Below are 15,294 nucleotides of genomic sequence, written 5' to 3'. Positions count from 1 at the left end.
AACTGTGTGGACTGGGCCCGACGGCGTCGGACGACGCCACGAGCAGGGATGAGATGAGGAGGCACGCGACAGTGAGCGCGACCGCTGGTCAGGCCGCCGACGGGGTACGCAGCCTGGCGGACCGGTTCGGGATCGAGCCGGGGATGGTCGTCATGGAGATGGGCTACGACGACGACGTCGACCAGGATCTCCGGGACGCCCTGACCGACCGCTGTGGAGAGCTGGTCGACGAGGACACCGACGAGGTGGTCGACTCGGTTCTCGTCTGGTACCGCGACGGCGACGGCGACCTCTTCGAGCTCCTCGTCGACGCCCTCGGACCGCTGGCCGACAACGGCGTGGTCTGGCTCCTGACCCCCAAGGCCGGCCGCGACGGTCACGTCGAGCCCAGCGAGGTCGCGGAGAGCGCGCAGACCGCCGGCCTCCAGCAGACCTCCACCATCAACGCGGGCCGCGACTGGAGCGGCGCCCGCCTCGTGCTCCGCCGCGGGTCCAAGGGCAAGAAGTAGGGCCCGGCCCGCACCCCGGCGGCCGGCGTCGCCGGGTGTGGCAGGCTGATCATCTCCAGACCCGATCCAAGGAGCTCGCATGCCCATCGAGGTTGGCGCCGAGGCGCCGGACTTCGTGCTCAAGGACCAGAACAACCAGGAGGTCCGGCTCGCCGACTTCCGCGGCCGGCGCACCGTGCTGCTGGTCTTCTACCCGCTCGCCTTCACCGGCATCTGCCAGGGCGAGCTGTGCGAGGTGCGGGACAACCTCAACGAGTACGTCAACGACGACGTCCAGGTGCTGACCGTCAGCGTCGACTCGGTGTACGCCCACAAGATCTGGGCCGACCGGGAGGGCTACCAGTTCCCGCTGCTGGCCGACTTCTGGCCGCACGGCGCGGTGGCCCAGGCGTACGGCGTCTTCAACGACGTCGCGGGCATCGCCAACCGCGGCACCTTCGTCATCGACAAGGCCGGCGTGGTCCGGTTCGCCGAGATGAACATGCCCGGTGAGGCCCGGGACCAGCAGGGCTGGCGCAAGGCCCTGGCCGAGGCCGTCGCCGCCTGATCCCACCCGGGCACGTCGTTCGACCGGGTCGGAGGCCGGCAGGTAAGCTTGCCGCTCCGGCCCGCCGTACGGGCGTTCCGGGCGCGTAGCTCAGTGGGAGAGCACTCGCCTTACAAGCGAGGGGTCGCAGGTTCGAAACCTGCCGCGCCCACCATCACCTGACCAGGCAAAATCCGCCCGCACCTGCACAACTTGCCGGGGCGGGCGGAGTGCCTTACATCCAAGCCTGACATCAGTCGCTGGGGTTGAACGCCTCACCCAGCTTTCGCAGGGCCTCCGTCTGTTCGGCCATCCCGCTGTGTGCGTAGATCATCATCGTGACATCCACGTGTGAGTGACCCGCGATGGCTTGGGCGATGTGGGGCGGCGTCCCGAGGCTGAGCAGAAGCGTCAGGCACGTGTGCCGAAGATCGTGAAACCGGATGCCCGGCAGCCCCGCCCGATCGCGAACGCTATAGAAGTGCCGGGTCAGGTTCCGCGGCTCGATCGGCGTACCGAGCGAGGTAGTAAAGACGAGATCGTTTCTCGCCCACGACGAACCGGCGGCAGACCGCTTCCGCGCCTGTACTTCTTGCTGCCTCCGGAGCGCGGCAACGACGGGCGGTGGCAGCGGGAGTGTCCGCCGGGAGCGGCGAGTCTTGGGTGCCTGGACCCGCAGCTCACCGCTGGCTCTCACCAGGTTCTGTCTGACGGTGAGTGTCTTTCTATCGAGGTCGACGTCCGACCAGCGCAGGCCAAGCAGCTCACCGCGTCGAAGGCCCAGCATGAGGGCCAGGACGTAGAGCGAGTACCAGCGGGTTGGCCTGACTGTCTCCAAGAGCCGTTGGGCCTGGAGAATGGTTAGGCCCTGGCCGACTTCGTAGTCGGGCGTCTCGACCTGGACCAGTCTGGCGACGTTGCGGGCGACGAGCTCCTCCCGAACGGCGTTCTGCAGGGCGTTGCGCAACACCGCGTGGATGTACTGGACCATTCGCACCGACAGCCCTGCCTGCCGCTTCGCAGTCAGCAGCTTCCGGACATCCTGCGGCGCGACAGGGCGACACAGCGACGGGGCTAGGGCAGACCGGTGAGCCTCCGGACCCGGGGGATCTAGCCGATGACAGCCAGTCGCGGGCCCCCGTACCTTGGCGTCATGGCGACTCTTTGGACCTTGGGATGCGATGCCGACGATCCGCAGCGGATCGCTGCCTTCTGGGCGCTCGCCCTCGGCTATGTCAAGGAACCTGGCTTCGACGAGCCCGACAACGCCTCCATCGTCGACCCGGACGGCCGAGGCCCCGCCATCAGCTTCCTGAAGGTGCCCGAGGGCAAGTCCAGCAAGAACCGCATGCACATCGATCTTCGGGTGGCCGGTCCAGGTCCCGGGGACATGGTCGAGCGGGCCCGACTGATCCAGCAGAAGGTCCCCGCGTTGGTAGCCGCCGGCGCGACGGTAATCCGGGAGGAGTGGTACGGCGACGTGCTCGGTCACGTCGTCATGCAGGACCCCGAGGGCAACGAGTTTTGCGTCGCTTGACGCCACGGCCACTGCCCGCGATTGGGTATCCAGATCTGCTGCCACTCGCGCATGTCGCAGGTCACCTGGCGGACGTGTGTCGCACGTCAGCCGACGGAGGACAGGCCGGCTGCCGCGTGTCGAGACCCACCTGAGGCTTGACGAATCCGTCCCAGCAGATGCTTGACCGATGATCTAGGTTGCGGGTGACTATTTGGCGCAACAGGCAGGTTGGCAATCATGACTAGCCCCACAGCCCCCGGTGACGAGCCCGAGCGGAAGTCGATCCCACCAGCCGCGCTGGTCAAGGAGGCAGCACGGCAGCCGGGAGGTTCAGTCGCCGAGATCGACCAAACGTTGATCAGTGATCCGAACGGGTACATCCCGGCCGAAGCCATTCGAGGCGTGTGGAAGGTCGACGCCACCGGTCAGCTCACCGGTGAGTTCCAACCCAACCCGAGGTACGGGCCTCCCCAGGACGACTTCACCAAGCTTGTTAGCACTGATCACTTCCTCCACTGGCTCGGCGACGATCCGGCCACCGCGGTCCGAGAATCGGTCGCTGAGATCGTCGATCAGCAGGTGCCGGGCGCGACCGTGCGATGGATGAAGATCACCGACGAGCCGCGGTTTCTGACCGCTGGGCGCCAAGCCCCGGATGACCCGGAGAGTCTGATCGTCACCCGTGCCGCGCTAGCCGCATCATTTGGGATCGGGGTCGACTCCCCGTCCGGGCGCTACGACATCCTGTGGGGCGTCTACAGCATCGCAGTCGTCGGTCTCGACCGGGCCGATCGAGCCCGCAGCCGGGCGTGGTTCGACCTCTGGACGGCGTTGGATACGGCCGAGGAGCAGCTGCGCACTCGCATTACCGAGGTCAACCTGCCGAGCTGACTCCCGGCTGCCCCAGCCCCGGTCATCTCAAGCATCTGGTGGGACGCCGGTGTAAAGCATCACCCGGGACACGACAGGCCGGCTGCCGGCGGGGTTGTTCAAAGTTTCTGTACGTCTTCAAGGCGGCCCTTGACGGGCCGCACGCGCCGCCGCCTGGGCGCGCGCCGGCCGCTGCCGCTGTCGCTCTGCGACCGTCACGCCTGATGCCCGGCGGCTGGCGCGGAGAGCCGGGAGCCCGGTGGGCCGCCGCAGAACGACAGGCCGTTGACCTATGTGGTGGGCCGGCACCCGGTCGGGGCGCGGCGGCCTCGCACCGCCGCGCCGTAGGGCGAGTCACCGCCGGCCGTGGTGGGGATGCGGCGCGGAGTGTGCGGGGCCGCCCCTCCAAGGTCAAGGGCGCTTCGCGTCGCTGCGCGACGGCCCTGCGGGCCGCCCTTGACCCTGGAGCCTCTGCGACCCCTCGGGCCGGCGTTGCCGGCAGGCCAGGGGCCTGCCCGGGGTGCACGCGCCGCAACCCCACCACGGCCTCATCGCCGCCTTGCGCGTCAAGCCGCCCTTGACAGGTTCTACGACCCTGGTGGAGCGAGTACTTACGCGTCCTGGTCTCGCTGACAGACGGCTCGCCCAGGTTCGGTGAACGTAGTGTCGCCTCAGGGACTCGCCATATCGTAGGAAGTTGTGGACGGAGGACCCGGATGAAGGACGTCTCAATTCGGGAACGTGTAGACCATTTCCTCGGGGGTGATGCCGTCGATAGAGAGGACGTCAGATTCTATCTGTCTCAGCTCTTGGAGTTAGCGCGCGGGCACGGCAAGGCAACTTCTGCTGCCATTGCCAGAGCTATGGCCCTGGCCGCACTATTCGTGCTGCTGTCCAGCGCGCGGCTATCGGAAGCCGAGATTGTGGGGGTCAAGGTTCAAGACTTCTCGTTCTTCTTGATTGTAATCCCGGTCGCCATATCATTCCTTTTTCTGCGAGCATTATTAGTCATCCGCGCATACGGCGAATACATGCAAATATACCACGAAATAACCAGAAAATATGTGCCACGCTGGTATGAGTCTGACCTTGATGAAGTGCTAATGCCTTGGCAAGGTTCCCTGGTTGCAAGTCCAAGCCTCAGTCACCTAGACGGGGGTGAGCATCCACTGGCCTACAAGTCAAGACGGGTTCTACAACTCCTAGAACTCGCGCTCGGCCTCGCCGTGCCCGTCTTGTTCCAGGTTTATGCCTATACTGTCCTCTTTCGGCGTCCAGAAATCCCGGTCGTAGTCTCCGCCGTGTCACTTGCGATTTCTGCAGTCATCGTTACTGCAGGCGTTCTATATATAGTCTCCGTGGGGATGGAGCCTGTCCGCCGCCCTGCCAATTCGACCCCCCTCCTCAATGTCGGTCAGAGGGAGGCGCCGGAGCAAAAGCCACACACCGTCGAGAAGCGGCCCCCAGCGGCACACGGCCAATCGGCGGGTAACTGAGGCGGGCCACCGCCGTGCCCGTTGCCAGCGGTCACGATGGGGAGACAAGGGGAACCACGACAGATGCCGGTCACACCCTGCGTGCATGTCTATGCGGCAACGCGACTACTGAGGGTGTAGATCAACACGATTCCCAAGCTGACAGTGCGCTCAGGCGGGTCCGCGGCTGTCGGCACCTGCGGGCTCCCAGAGCTGGACTTGACTGGTGCGGTCCGCCCGCGATTGGGTGGCGCCGTGAGCAAACTGTGGACGGCCCCCGAGGACGACCCCAGGATCTTCGGTCAGCCCGTCGGCGAAAAGGCGACCTACCGGGAGTACCTCGGCAACTACCGTCTGACCATAGAGATGAAGTGCGACGGACTGGACGCCGAGCAGCTCGGCCGACGCTCGGTGCCGCCCAGCACCCTGAGCTTGCTCGGCCTGGTCCGCCATTTGGCTCAGATGGAGAACCACTGGTTCCAGCGTGTGCTGCAAGGGCGGACCGACGCACCGTGCCTTTACAAGCACGAGGACGACCCAGATTGGGACTTCGGGGGCGCGGTCCCCGACCCAGCGGTGGTGAAGGACGCCTTTGCAACCTGGAAGGCCGAGATCGCCAAGGCGGACGAATGGCTCGACGCCCTCGAGGAGGCCGACCTGGGCCGCGAGGTGCCGGTCGACGGTGGCAGCCACGCCACGCGCGACGTGCTTGTCCACGTGATCGAGGAGTATGCGCGGCACGCTGGCCACGCCGACCTCCTGCGCGAGTGCATCGACGGGCGAACCGGCCTGTGACCCACCGAGGCGGTGGGTCAGCATAAGGACCGCCGTCAGGATGCAACCTCACCGTGAGGAACGGCGGTGAAGCAGAACCGGGGCGGCCCGGAGCCACTGAGTAACAAACTGGGCAACGATCACGACGGACACCCCTGGACGCGTCGGGACGAAGTCGGATCGTCTCAGCAGTTCAGCCGATGCTTTAGGGCAGTTCGGAGGGCCGTGTTGGCAACCAACGATGGCAGCCGGAGGCGTCGTGTGAGCAGGCACCGATCAGCTTCCTGCTGGTGGCGAGAGATCGGCTCTTAGTTCCGCTTCAACTCAACCAGGTAAATTGGCTGACCAATATAGGGAAGCGATCAGCTGGCGTCAGGGCAGGAACGTGAAGACGGTTCCCGCGGCGTTCAGGGGCTGCGGGGGGCTTTCGAACCGGTGAACGCCGACAGAGAATCGCACGTCGTCCGGAGCGTGGAATGCCTCCTCCACGAAGCCGGCATCCCGAAGCCACTCCCGCACGGCTGGCGTCAGGTCCGGAGCTCGCCGAGCCCTGGTCCAGATCACGGTAGCGCCCTCTGCGCACAGCCGGGGCAGGGCGGCAACGGTTCGCTCCACGTCGGCGTCCGAGATGTTGCCGAAGACCCCGACCATGAGCACCAGATCGGCCGGAACCGCCCCCGCATACGTAGAGAGCTGGCCCGCGTCTGCCTGCCTGATCACGAGATTGGAGAGCCCGGCCTGATTTGCGGCGGCCTGAGCGGCTGCGACGTTGCCCGCGTCGTACTCAAGCAGGGTCCCGTGTACCCGTTGAGCATCAGACCTTGAGGCGAGGACCCCGATGAGGTCATGACCCTGGCCCGCGCACACGCTCACCACAGTCAGCCGCTCGTCGGAACGCTGATCAAGCCACGAGGCAATGTGCTGCTGTACCAGCCGCAGTCGACGCGACAGCGGGGAGTTTTCGTCGGCGTAGGGTTCATGCCACGCCTGCCAGTGAGTCTGGGCGGTCATCTGGACCACCCTGCCAGAGCGAAGCTCACACCGATGCCCCGCCGGGGACCCGGTCCAGGCCGTCACCAGGCCGTCGGAGGCCGATGGCGAGCGACCAACGACGACCAGTGGTGACGACGTATGCCCAGGTGACAAAGCGTGGCCGGCCCGATGACCAGGCCGGCCGGAGCCGCCTTACCTGTAGTGGGTGAACTGGGCGCTTGGAGCTAGCCGTGCTGGACCCAGAACTGCCATCCCTCGGGAGCTGGGGGCCAAGAAGGGTCCGGACGCCAGCCCTGCGGCGGCACCCAGCCGGGTGGGGGTGGAGGCCACGTTGGTGGCGTGACAAACCGCCACTGCGGCGCAAGCGTGGCCGGCTGCGCCGGTGTGGTCACGGGTTCGGCCGCTGGCTTCACTCCGTTTGCCGTCGGAGGCGACTCCAGCCAGGCGTTCGAGAGCTCGCTTGCCTTGCACATGTTGACGGCGACATCGGCCTTGACTCTGTTTCCCTTCAGCACGGCTCGGGCGGCCACCGTCAGCCCCATGCTTCGAAGATGCGCAAGTATTGGCAGCGTTTCGGTAGACATGGCGGGGCTCAGGGTCCCCGCCGCCTCGCCGTTAATTCTGACTTCGACGAGGGTGCGGGTGGAGCGGGCTCGCTGGACTTCAACCTCGTGGAGGGTGACGTAGACCCATGACTCGCCGGCCGGACTCACGAGGGAGGCGAGGTGAGTCATGTGTTTCTCCTCGCCGGTGACCTGGACGAACCGGCCCGTGGGGAGAACCGTGTGCAGCTCTGGCGGGGGCATGTTCGTGGGCACGATCATGTGGGGCTCGGCGAGGTCGATTCTGACGGAGCAGACGAACCTGCTGCGGCGAGGGTTGTCCCAGTCCGGCCGCTCCATGCCCCACACGTCGGCCTGGACTTGAGGCGCCCAACCCTGATTGATCAGCTGCGTGAGGACCGGTGCATACCGCGCTGCATCCTCCTTAGGGAGGTAGCCGACGCAGTTGCCGGAGCAGACGACCTTGACAGCGTTGGGGTCGTACTTGTTGGTGGGCTCGGGGATGAGGTGGGCCTGTGTGGTGATCTCGGTGCCGTCTGAGTCGAAGGACCGCCCGAAAAGCCCGCGGATCTCCTTGCTGTAGTTAGATTCCCCTGCTACCTCTTGCCCACGCCACCCGCGCTGGCCCCACAAGTCAAACGGTCTGATCACTGTGGCACGCTATCGCGGATGCTCTCCGCAATCGTCATCCGTTTGGCCCAGCCGTTTGTCGGCTAGCTCGGGGCAGGGGATCGACGAGGACTGGCGGCGAGAGTGGTGGCGTCCAGCGAGATCACGACCTTGGCAGCCCAGCGCTATGCATCGGAGCTCCCCTGGCAGTGTGGGGCACACAGGGGGCACAAGATACCGTCAAACGTCGTCAACTTGCGATCAACGGTGGCAGCCACAGACTGGGCGCGAGCAAGTGTTTAGCGCCGTCCCCGCTGGTGAGCGGATCGCGCCTCTTAGAGCGTGTTTGAGAAGGTCTGTTGTGGACGGCATGGCGGCACGACTTCCACCGGTCCGCCGGCGCCCGGTCGACCAGATCGCGATCGTCGACGGTCGTACACCGTCCAACACGCTCCATGCCTGCTCAAACACCCATGTGACGGGAGGTCAGAAGTGACCGACGCCGATACAATCGCGTGGCACCTCACCCGGCTTCGGTACCCCGCGCCGGGCAACCGGGCGCGAAGGGGAGCACAAGGGTGAGCCCACGTCATGGAGTCGCCCCTGACGGCATGTGGCGGATCGGGCCGCTCCGCCTGTTGACGGTGGTGGGAGTCGGTTACCTGATCGTCGTGCTGGTGCTGGCGGCGGTCACAATGGACCTCGACCTCGGGCAGTCGACCGCGGTCGATCGTTCTCCCGGGACCGGCGTTGTGACAGGCGTCCCCGGACCGTCGGCGACGGAGGGGCAGGACTACCGCCCTTCCAATACGCCGGTGCCGCCCCCTGCCACTCCCGGCGGCGCGGCCGAGGATTTGCGCGTCGGATCGGCGGAAACTCGACCGGCGCCACCGCCCCCGCCGCCCCCGGCGCCGCCCGTCACCCGGCGGCCCACCGCCCCGGCCGCACCGCCGCACGTGACGTCGTATGAGGCCGAATCGTCGGCGAACGGCTTGGCGAACATCCGTATCTACACCTGCTACGGCTGCTCGGGCGACAAGAAGGTGGGCAACATCGGCCGGGACATGGGGACGCTGCAGTTCAACGGCGTGACCGCCCGGACGGGGGGCTCGGCGACCGTGACGATCGCCTACGTCAACGGTGAGGCCCCACGGGTGGGGAAAATCAGCGTGAACGGCGAGCCGCCGATCACGCTGACCTTTCCGGGTACGGGCGGCTGGAGCAGCGTCGGCACGATGGTCGTGACGATGTCTCTCCGGCCCGGGCCCAACACGCTGAAGATGTTCAACCCGGACTCGGCGGCCCCCGACTTCGACAAGATCACAGTCAGCGTCCGATAGTCCCCGGCCGCACCATCGCCTGTACCACCGACGCCATCGAACGCATCCGCCCCCGCCCGGCTCTCCCAGCGAAATGGAGCGGACCTAAGAGCGTGTTTGAGATGGGGTTGATCAGGCCCAGGTGAAGGTGCGACGGGCTTGACGGCGTGCGGGTTGGCCGCGGCTGATGCGGCGTGTCATGCCGGCGATGGCGGCCCAGCGGATGAGGGCTTCGGATACGGCGGGGTGGCGCTCGTAGTCGTGGGCCAGCCGGCGGCAGGCGGTGAGCCATGCGAGGGTGCGTTCCACGACCCACCGGCGTGGGTGGACGGCGAAGCCACGCTGGTCGGCGGGTTTGCGGACGATCTCCAGCGTGGTGCGCGGGGTGTCGCGGGTCCAGTCGACGAGTCGTCCGGCGAAGCCCTGGTCGGCGAAGACGTGCCGGATGGGGGCGGCCATGTAGGCGCTGAGCAGGGCTGCCTTCGCGCCGTCGCGGTCCTGCCAGCTCGCGGCGAGCACCGTCACGGTGACCAGCAGGCCCAGGGTGTCGGTGATGATGAACCGCTTCCGACCGTTGACCTTCTTGCCAGCGTCGTAGCCTCGGCTGCCCCGGCCGACGGTGTCGGCACCCTTCACGCTCTGGGAGTCGATAATCCCCGCCGACGGTTCCGGCTGGCGGCCCTGCTGCACCCGCGCCTTGACCCGCAGCGTGGCCAGGAGTTTCTCCGTCACGCCGGCTTCTTCCCACCGGACGAAGTACCAGTACACCGTCTGCCAGGGAGGCAGGTCAGCGGGCAGGTACCGCCACGGACACCCGGACCGCACGACGTACAGGATCGCGTTGACGATCTCCCGCCGCGGGTGCTTCTCCCGCCGGCCGTCGGTGTTCGGCTCCGGCAACAGCGGCTCGATCAGCGCCCACTGGGCGTCGGTCAGCTCGGAGGGGTAGCCACGGCGAGCAGACACCGCCGCTACCCTGCCCGTCACGCCGGTGGACGTCGTGCCGCCATGCCGTCCGCAACAGACCTTCTCAAACACGCTCTTAGTTCCGCTTCAACGTCTGAGTTAAGCGTTGCCGTCCGAGCACGTCGCTTGGTTGAATCCGTCCGTCCTCGCCCAAGGTGTGGTGGCTCCGGATGACCACGCCCGCAAGATGGAGAGGGTGTCAGCCCGTTCGAGCCGGGCCGAGTCCGGGGGCCCCGCCGGTTGCGGGGCCCCAAGCCTCACAACACCGTCTGCGGCGGCAGCACCGTCCTCGACGCCACGCACCGGCAGATGCGGCTCTACCTCGACGGGACGTCGGCCGGGGCGGTCGGACTGAACGCCGCCTGGCAGCCCCGACAGGTGCCGGGTGCGATGCTGGTCGGCCGGTCGACCACCCCGGCCGGACCGGACGGATGGCTGTACGGGCAGGTCGATGACCTCGGCGTATACCAGGGCAAGCTGAGCGACGCCGACGTGCAGCGCCTCTTCACCGAGCAGAAGGTCTGAAGCGACGCCTGAAGACCGTTACCGGGCCTGGCGCGGAAGCTCCTTCTAGGTTGCGTTCCGCGCCAGGCCCGCACTACAACCAGCGAGGCCGCCGGCGAGGCGGGAAGCAGCGGGACCTGACATCCGTGTTTGACATCAACAGTGACGGCCGGGGCCGGACGAGCGCGGACGAGTGCTTGCCTCCGACCTGAACGCCGTGGACGTCAGCGGACGCTGCGACCTTTGCCGAAAGCGCCTTACAAGCAAGGGGTCGCAGGTTCGAAACCTGCCGCGCCCACCACCAATCACCAGCGAAAACCGCCCCCGAGAAGATCATTTCCCGAGGCGTCGGAGGATCGTCGGCAGCCACGCTGCTTGAGGGTGGACACCTTCAGCGGAGCCGGTCGGCTTTCAGGTGCCGGCGCCCGCTGCGAGCGTCCCGATCTGGCGCGTCCCGGGTAAAGCGGGTGCATCGACGAACCGCCAACCCTAGATTGCGCGGGATGGACCTTTCACATCTCGGCGCGCCGACCGGTCCGATGATCCGTGTCCACGGCGGCTTCGCCAACCGGATGTACCGACTCGACACCGACCAGGGGTCGTTCGCGGTGAAGGAGTTGAACCTCCTCGATCGCCGCTGGACCTACCGCGCCGAGGACGTGTTCAGGTTCGAGCGGGCGGCCTTCGCCGCCGGCATCCCGATGCCGGAGCCGATCTCGGCCAGCCACGACACGCTCGTCCACCGGTGGGTCGAGGGCGAGAAGGTGCCGGAGGCACCCGTGTCGCCGGCGTACGCGTTCGAGATCGGTGAGATTCTCGCGCGCCTCCACGCGCTCGACGTCGGGTGGACCCACGTCTCGATCGAGGACCCGGCGGCACGGGACTGGCCCGAGCTCGCCGAGCGGGCGACGGTGACCGGACAGCCGTGGGCCGGCGAACTCACCTCCCAGGTCGAGACCTTCCTTGCGATTGCCCAGTTCGTTGACGCCTGCGAGCGACCAGGCCCCGTCGTGTTGACCCACCGGGACATCCATCCGTGGAACCTGCTCGCTCGGGAGGGTCGGCCGGTGGTGCTCGACTGGGAGCTCTCGGGGATGCTCGACCTGTCCAGCGAGCTCGGCTCGACCGCGCTGAGCCTCGCGAAAGGACCCGGCTTCGACGACATCGAGCCCGCCATCTTCCGCTCGGTCCTCGACGGCTACGTCGCAGGAGGCGGAGCGTTGCCGCCGTCGGGTCCAAGCTGGTTCGTGTTCATGATCAGCGGTTGGCTGGGGCACACGAGGTGGAACATCCTCCGCTGCCTCGCCGGTGTCGAAGCCGGCACCGGCCCTGACCTCGCGCTGTCACACGAGTCCGTGCGCGACGGATTACGCGGCCTCCCCGAACTGTTCGGCCGACTTCCCGAGCTCGCGGCGCTGTTATCGTTCCGTCGTCCCGGCTACCGGGCCGGTCCACGGGGGAACACATCATGAATCAGCGCATCGCCCTGCTCACGATTGCTCTGACCGGAGGTCTGCTCCTCGCTGCCGGGTGCGGCGAGACGGAGCAGCCCACCCGCGCCGAGAAGCTCGCCCAACCCGCCACCGCGGCGCCGTCGCCGACACCGGACGTCCGCGCCGAGCTGGTCGCGGCGTTGCAGCGGTCGCAGGGCGTCGCCCACCGGTACGCGGTGCGCGGCGGCCTGCCCGAGGGGCAGAGTGTGAAGGGCACCGGCGCCTTCGACCCGAGGAAGCGCCGCTTCCAGGCCACGATCGCGGTCACCGGCGGCAAGTACCCGTCGGCGGGGAGCCGGATCGTGATCGGCACCGACAGCTACGTACGGCCGTCCGACGAGAAGGACTGGGTGCACGTCGATCTGAAGCGGCTGAAGCGCGACGATCCCTTCCTGCGCTTCGACTGGGCGGACCCGACCGGCCTGAAGGCGTTCACCTCGTCGATCACCTCGGTGGACCGCGTCGGCCCGCACACCTACACCGGCCGTTTCGACCCCGACGGCGAGGATGCGAAGTCGTTCCTCCCCGTGGGCGCCCCGAGCATCGTCTCGATCGGCACACCGCTGTCGCCCTTCACGATCACCACCGACGACCAGGGGTGGGTCACCTCGATCCGGGTGGAGCTGACGCCCGGCAAGGGTTCGAAACTGACGATGACCACCACCATGAGTGATCACGGGAAGCCCTTGAAGATCAACGCGCCCTACGATGCTGACGAGGCCGCTGACTTCTACTACCGCAAGTGATCCGGGCCGCCGCACCGAGCGGGTCAGCCGGCCAGTTCGCGCAGCAGCCTCGCCTGGTCGTCGCTCCACAGTTCCATCGAGTAGCGGAGGCCCAGATCCGCGAGGACGGCACCGAGCTCGTCCACGCGGGACGGCTCGACGACCCCGCTGAAGAGGCGTTCGTCGGGTGACGGCTCGAGTTCGATGCACGCCCACTCGTGCTCGACCTCGTACTCGGTCCACGAGCTGGCGCGGGCGCGCCACCCCGCACGCACGAACATCTCCGCCAGGACCTGCACGCTCGGGGCGTGAGGGAGGCGGCCGTAGACGTTGTTGTCGAGAACGGCCAGATGGTCGGCGAGACGCGGCCCAGGGGTACCGCCAGAAGTGATCTCCATGTTCCTTCCACGGTCGCACACGGTGGAACGACGCGCGGGCCATCGGCATGTGCCGTTCAGGACGCCACTGCGGTCGGCTCGGCGGCGTCGTCGCGCGCGGCCGGCGCCTCCCGGTCCTGCTTGCGGGTCGGGCGGACCTGGAGGACCGCGACGGAGGTGAGCACCAGGGCGCCGCCGGCGAGCTGGACCGGGCTCAGTGACTCGCCGAGGGTGAGCGCGGCCAGTGCGGTGGTGACCACCGGTTCGAAGGTCGACAGGATGGCCGCGGTCGACGGGCCGGTCCGCCTCAGACCGGCGAAGAAGGTGAGCATCGCCAGGACGGTGGAGACGACGGCGATGCAGGCCAGCCAGAACCATCCCGGCGGGCGGAAGTCGAGGTCGACCCCGCCGGTGAGCACGGTGCCCGCCCCGAGGGTGCCGGCGGCCCCGGTCATCACCAGCGCGGACAGGACCACGGGTGGCAGGCGGTGCACGACGGTGTCGGCGACGAGGATGTAGACGGTGTAGGTGACCGCGGCACCGAAGGCCAGCAGCGCCCCGACCGGGTGGAAGCTCACCGCGCCGGCGCCGAGCAGCACCAGCAGTGTTCCCACGGACGCGGCCAGCAGCGCGGTGGTCCGCCCCGGCGTCAGCCGCTCCCGGCCCAGCAGCACCGCCGCCACGGTGACCAGGACGGGGTACGTGTAGAGGATCAGGGACAGCAGCGAGGCGTCCATCAGTTGCAGGGCGGAGAAGAACAGGCCGGCCTGTGCCGCGTACCCGACCGCGCCCAACGCGATGGCGGTTGCCAGCACCCGGCCGGTCGGCACGGCTCGGTGTTCGCCCGGTTCCGCCCGCCGTAGGCCCGGTCCCAGGAGGAGGACCGCGCCCAGCAGCGCCGCTGCCAGGCTGAAGCGCACCAACAGCAGAGCCGCCGGTGAGACGCCCGCGTCGTACGCGAACTTGCCGAAGATCGCCATCGCGCCGAAGCACGCCGCGGACACGAGACACAGCGCCGGACCCATGCGACGAGCATCGGCCACCGTACCCATCAGGTCCAGCGATGATTGGTGGAGTTGAATCGTTAGGATTCCCGCATGGTCGCCCTGGATCTTCGCCGCCTCCGGTTCCTCCGGGAGTTCGAGGAGCGGGGCACTCTGGGCGCGGTCGCCGCCGCTCTCGGCTACAGCCCGTCGACGGTGTCCCAGCAGCTGGCCCTCCTGGAGAAGGAGATCGGCGCCCGGCTGTTCGAGAAGGCCGGTCGCGGTGTGCGGCTCACCGACGCCGGGCGGCTGCTGGCCGGGCACGCGCGGGTACTGCTGTCGGCGGCCGAGGCGGCGGAGGCGGACCTGGCGGCGCTGGGCGGCGACGTCCGCGGCACCGTGCGGGCCGGCGGCCTGCAGTCGGCGGCGCGCCGCCTGCTGGTGCCCGCCGTGGCCCGCATGGCGGCCGACCATCCACGGGTACGCGCGGAGATCTTCGAACTCGAACTCGAACAGGCCCTGCCCGGCGTGCGGCTGGGCGCGGTCGACCTGGTGATCGGCGACGAGTACGACGGTCACCCGCGGCCACGACCGGCGGGGCTCCGCTTCACGGTCCTGCACGAGGAACCGTTGAAGGTCGTCCTGCCGGCAGCCCATCCGCTCGCCGCACCGGGGACGCCCGTCCCGATCGCCGTGCTGCGATCCGACGTCTGGACCGCCTCCGACGAGGGGACCGGGCACCACGCCATGGTGGTCGGGACCTGCCGGTCCCTCGGCGGGTACGAGCCCGACCTGCGACACCGCTCCAGCGACGCGGACGTGCAGCTCGAACTGGTCCGGGTCGGGGCGGCCGTCGCGTTGCTGCCGCCGTTGACCCTGCCGGCCGGCGATCCCGCCCTCGCCGTCCGGGACGTCGCCGAGGCCGCCGTCCGGCGCCGCCTGGTCGTCGTCACCCGGGACGCCCCGCAGGCCCCCGCACTGACCGCCTTCCTGGCGGCCGTGACCGACCAGGCCAACAGGATCAATCAGAAGGAGCCCGGGGCGCCCGTCTAGACCGACATCGCCGCCGGGCGGAGGCCGGGCAGGGTG

The 15,294-nt window shown here is 68.0% G+C and carries 17 protein-coding genes and 1 tRNA gene; 12 read left to right on the top strand and 6 right to left on the bottom strand.

Features of this window, described 5'->3' with window-relative positions; translation table 11 throughout:
• The first annotated feature begins 71 nt into the window (after nt 1–71).
• The 3 genes from FXF50_RS16095 to FXF50_RS16085 all read left to right on the top strand — a co-directional run bounded on the left by FXF50_RS16095 (nt 72) and on the right by FXF50_RS16085 (nt 1,210).
• Nucleotides 72–509, top strand: a complete 438-nt coding sequence (locus FXF50_RS16095; protein ID WP_091319704.1) for a DUF3052 domain-containing protein — start codon at nt 72–74, stop codon at nt 507–509.
• Nucleotides 510–588: 79 nt separating this feature from the next.
• Entirely contained in the window at nt 589–1,056 is a 468-nt protein-coding gene (locus FXF50_RS16090; protein ID WP_091269137.1) for a peroxiredoxin, read from the top strand.
• 79 nt (nt 1,057–1,135) lie between these two features.
• Nucleotides 1,136–1,210, top strand: a tRNA-Val gene (locus FXF50_RS16085).
• A gap of 78 nt (nt 1,211–1,288) precedes the next feature.
• On the opposite strand, the gene FXF50_RS16080 is transcribed toward FXF50_RS16085, so the two are convergent.
• Nucleotides 1,289–2,026, bottom strand: a complete 738-nt coding sequence (locus FXF50_RS16080) for a site-specific integrase (protein WP_148428607.1) — start codon at nt 2,024–2,026, stop codon at nt 1,289–1,291.
• Between the two features lie 162 nt (nt 2,027–2,188).
• Between FXF50_RS16080 and FXF50_RS16075 the strand changes: the two genes are divergently transcribed.
• The 4 genes from FXF50_RS16075 (at nt 2,189) to FXF50_RS16060 (ending at nt 5,694) form a co-directional block, all read left to right on the top strand.
• Nucleotides 2,189–2,572 (top strand): VOC family protein, encoded by a 384-nt coding sequence (locus tag FXF50_RS16075; RefSeq protein WP_148428605.1) that lies wholly within the window; start codon nt 2,189–2,191, stop codon nt 2,570–2,572.
• Nucleotides 2,573–2,791: 219 nt separating this feature from the next.
• Entirely contained in the window at nt 2,792–3,445 is a 654-nt protein-coding gene (locus tag FXF50_RS16070; RefSeq protein ID WP_148428604.1) for a hypothetical protein, read from the top strand.
• 695 nt (nt 3,446–4,140) lie between these two features.
• Nucleotides 4,141–4,920 (top strand): hypothetical protein, encoded by a 780-nt coding sequence (locus FXF50_RS16065; protein WP_148428602.1) that lies wholly within the window; start codon nt 4,141–4,143, stop codon nt 4,918–4,920.
• Between the two features lie 234 nt (nt 4,921–5,154).
• Nucleotides 5,155–5,694 (top strand): DinB family protein, encoded by a 540-nt coding sequence (locus FXF50_RS16060; RefSeq protein WP_255510054.1) that lies wholly within the window; start codon nt 5,155–5,157, stop codon nt 5,692–5,694.
• Nucleotides 5,695–6,045: 351 nt separating this feature from the next.
• Here the strand turns inward: FXF50_RS16060 and FXF50_RS16055 are convergent, their stop codons facing one another.
• Both FXF50_RS16055 and FXF50_RS16050 read right to left on the bottom strand, forming a co-directional pair.
• The gene (locus tag FXF50_RS16055) at nt 6,046–6,684 is read right to left on the bottom strand and encodes a class I SAM-dependent methyltransferase family protein (RefSeq protein WP_148428600.1); all 639 of its coding nucleotides are present in this window, start codon (nt 6,682–6,684) and stop codon (nt 6,046–6,048) included.
• Between the two features lie 206 nt (nt 6,685–6,890).
• A complete protein-coding gene (locus tag FXF50_RS16050) occupies nt 6,891–7,880 on the bottom strand; it encodes an HIRAN domain-containing protein (protein ID WP_148428598.1) in 990 nt (329 codons plus the stop codon).
• Between the two features lie 569 nt (nt 7,881–8,449).
• Here FXF50_RS16050 and FXF50_RS16045 point away from each other — a divergent pair.
• Nucleotides 8,450–9,178, top strand: a complete 729-nt coding sequence (locus FXF50_RS16045; protein WP_148428596.1) for a hypothetical protein — start codon at nt 8,450–8,452, stop codon at nt 9,176–9,178.
• Nucleotides 9,179–9,289: 111 nt separating this feature from the next.
• Here the strand turns inward: FXF50_RS16045 and FXF50_RS16040 are convergent, their stop codons facing one another.
• Nucleotides 9,290–10,144 (bottom strand): IS5 family transposase, encoded by an 855-nt coding sequence (locus FXF50_RS16040; RefSeq protein ID WP_370464115.1) that lies wholly within the window; start codon nt 10,142–10,144, stop codon nt 9,290–9,292.
• A gap of 219 nt (nt 10,145–10,363) precedes the next feature.
• Between FXF50_RS16040 and FXF50_RS16035 the strand changes: the two genes are divergently transcribed.
• The 3 genes from FXF50_RS16035 (at nt 10,364) to FXF50_RS16025 (ending at nt 12,866) form a co-directional block, all read left to right on the top strand.
• Complete coding sequence (locus FXF50_RS16035; RefSeq protein WP_148428592.1) at nt 10,364–10,648, top strand: LamG domain-containing protein; 285 nt, start codon at nt 10,364–10,366, stop codon at nt 10,646–10,648.
• 482 nt (nt 10,649–11,130) lie between these two features.
• On the top strand, nt 11,131–12,099 hold the full coding sequence (locus FXF50_RS16030; RefSeq protein ID WP_148428590.1) for a phosphotransferase family protein: 969 nt from the start codon (nt 11,131–11,133) through the stop codon (nt 12,097–12,099).
• On the top strand, nt 12,096–12,866 hold the full coding sequence (locus FXF50_RS16025; RefSeq protein ID WP_148428588.1) for a hypothetical protein: 771 nt from the start codon (nt 12,096–12,098) through the stop codon (nt 12,864–12,866). Before FXF50_RS16030 ends, FXF50_RS16025 begins: the two co-directional genes overlap by 4 nt.
• A gap of 23 nt (nt 12,867–12,889) precedes the next feature.
• Here FXF50_RS16025 and FXF50_RS16020 read toward each other — a convergent pair whose 3' ends face one another.
• Both FXF50_RS16020 and FXF50_RS16015 read right to left on the bottom strand, forming a co-directional pair.
• Complete coding sequence (locus FXF50_RS16020) at nt 12,890–13,243, bottom strand: hypothetical protein (protein WP_148428586.1); 354 nt, start codon at nt 13,241–13,243, stop codon at nt 12,890–12,892.
• Between the two features lie 56 nt (nt 13,244–13,299).
• Nucleotides 13,300–14,247, bottom strand: coding sequence for a DMT family transporter (locus FXF50_RS16015; protein WP_148428584.1), 948 nt, complete (start codon nt 14,245–14,247; stop codon nt 13,300–13,302).
• A gap of 72 nt (nt 14,248–14,319) precedes the next feature.
• Here FXF50_RS16015 and FXF50_RS16010 point away from each other — a divergent pair, with 72 nt between their 5' ends.
• Nucleotides 14,320–15,258, top strand: a complete 939-nt coding sequence (locus tag FXF50_RS16010; protein ID WP_148428582.1) for a LysR family transcriptional regulator — start codon at nt 14,320–14,322, stop codon at nt 15,256–15,258.
• The last annotated feature ends 36 nt before the right edge of the window (nt 15,259–15,294 follow it).

It is taken from the genome of Micromonospora sp. AP08 (genome assembly GCF_008085935.1).
Taxonomy (GTDB): Bacteria; Actinomycetota; Actinomycetes; order Mycobacteriales; family Micromonosporaceae; genus Micromonospora; species Micromonospora chersina.
Note: the sequence above shows the minus strand (reverse complement) of the source record. Positions and strands in the feature narration are given on the sequence as shown.

Coding starts and splice junctions, on each gene's coding strand:
- FXF50_RS16055 (WP_148428600.1), bottom strand. CDS start 6,684: ATGACCGCCCAGACTCACTGGCAGGCGTGGCATGAACCCTACGCCGAC.
- FXF50_RS16075 (WP_148428605.1), top strand. CDS start 2,189: ATGGCGACTCTTTGGACCTTGGGATGCGATGCCGACGATCCGCAGCGG.
- FXF50_RS16090 (WP_091269137.1), top strand. CDS start 589: ATGCCCATCGAGGTTGGCGCCGAGGCGCCGGACTTCGTGCTCAAGGAC.
- FXF50_RS16025 (WP_148428588.1), top strand. CDS start 12,096: ATGAATCAGCGCATCGCCCTGCTCACGATTGCTCTGACCGGAGGTCTG.
- FXF50_RS16080 (WP_148428607.1), bottom strand. CDS start 2,026: ATGGTCCAGTACATCCACGCGGTGTTGCGCAACGCCCTGCAGAACGCC.
- FXF50_RS16030 (WP_148428590.1), top strand. CDS start 11,131: ATGGACCTTTCACATCTCGGCGCGCCGACCGGTCCGATGATCCGTGTC.
- FXF50_RS16015 (WP_148428584.1), bottom strand. CDS start 14,247: ATGGGTCCGGCGCTGTGTCTCGTGTCCGCGGCGTGCTTCGGCGCGATG.
- FXF50_RS16020 (WP_148428586.1), bottom strand. CDS start 13,243: ATGGAGATCACTTCTGGCGGTACCCCTGGGCCGCGTCTCGCCGACCAT.
- FXF50_RS16070 (WP_148428604.1), top strand. CDS start 2,792: ATGACTAGCCCCACAGCCCCCGGTGACGAGCCCGAGCGGAAGTCGATC.
- FXF50_RS16065 (WP_148428602.1), top strand. CDS start 4,141: ATGAAGGACGTCTCAATTCGGGAACGTGTAGACCATTTCCTCGGGGGT.
- FXF50_RS16045 (WP_148428596.1), top strand. CDS start 8,450: ATGTGGCGGATCGGGCCGCTCCGCCTGTTGACGGTGGTGGGAGTCGGT.
- FXF50_RS16010 (WP_148428582.1), top strand. CDS start 14,320: ATGGTCGCCCTGGATCTTCGCCGCCTCCGGTTCCTCCGGGAGTTCGAG.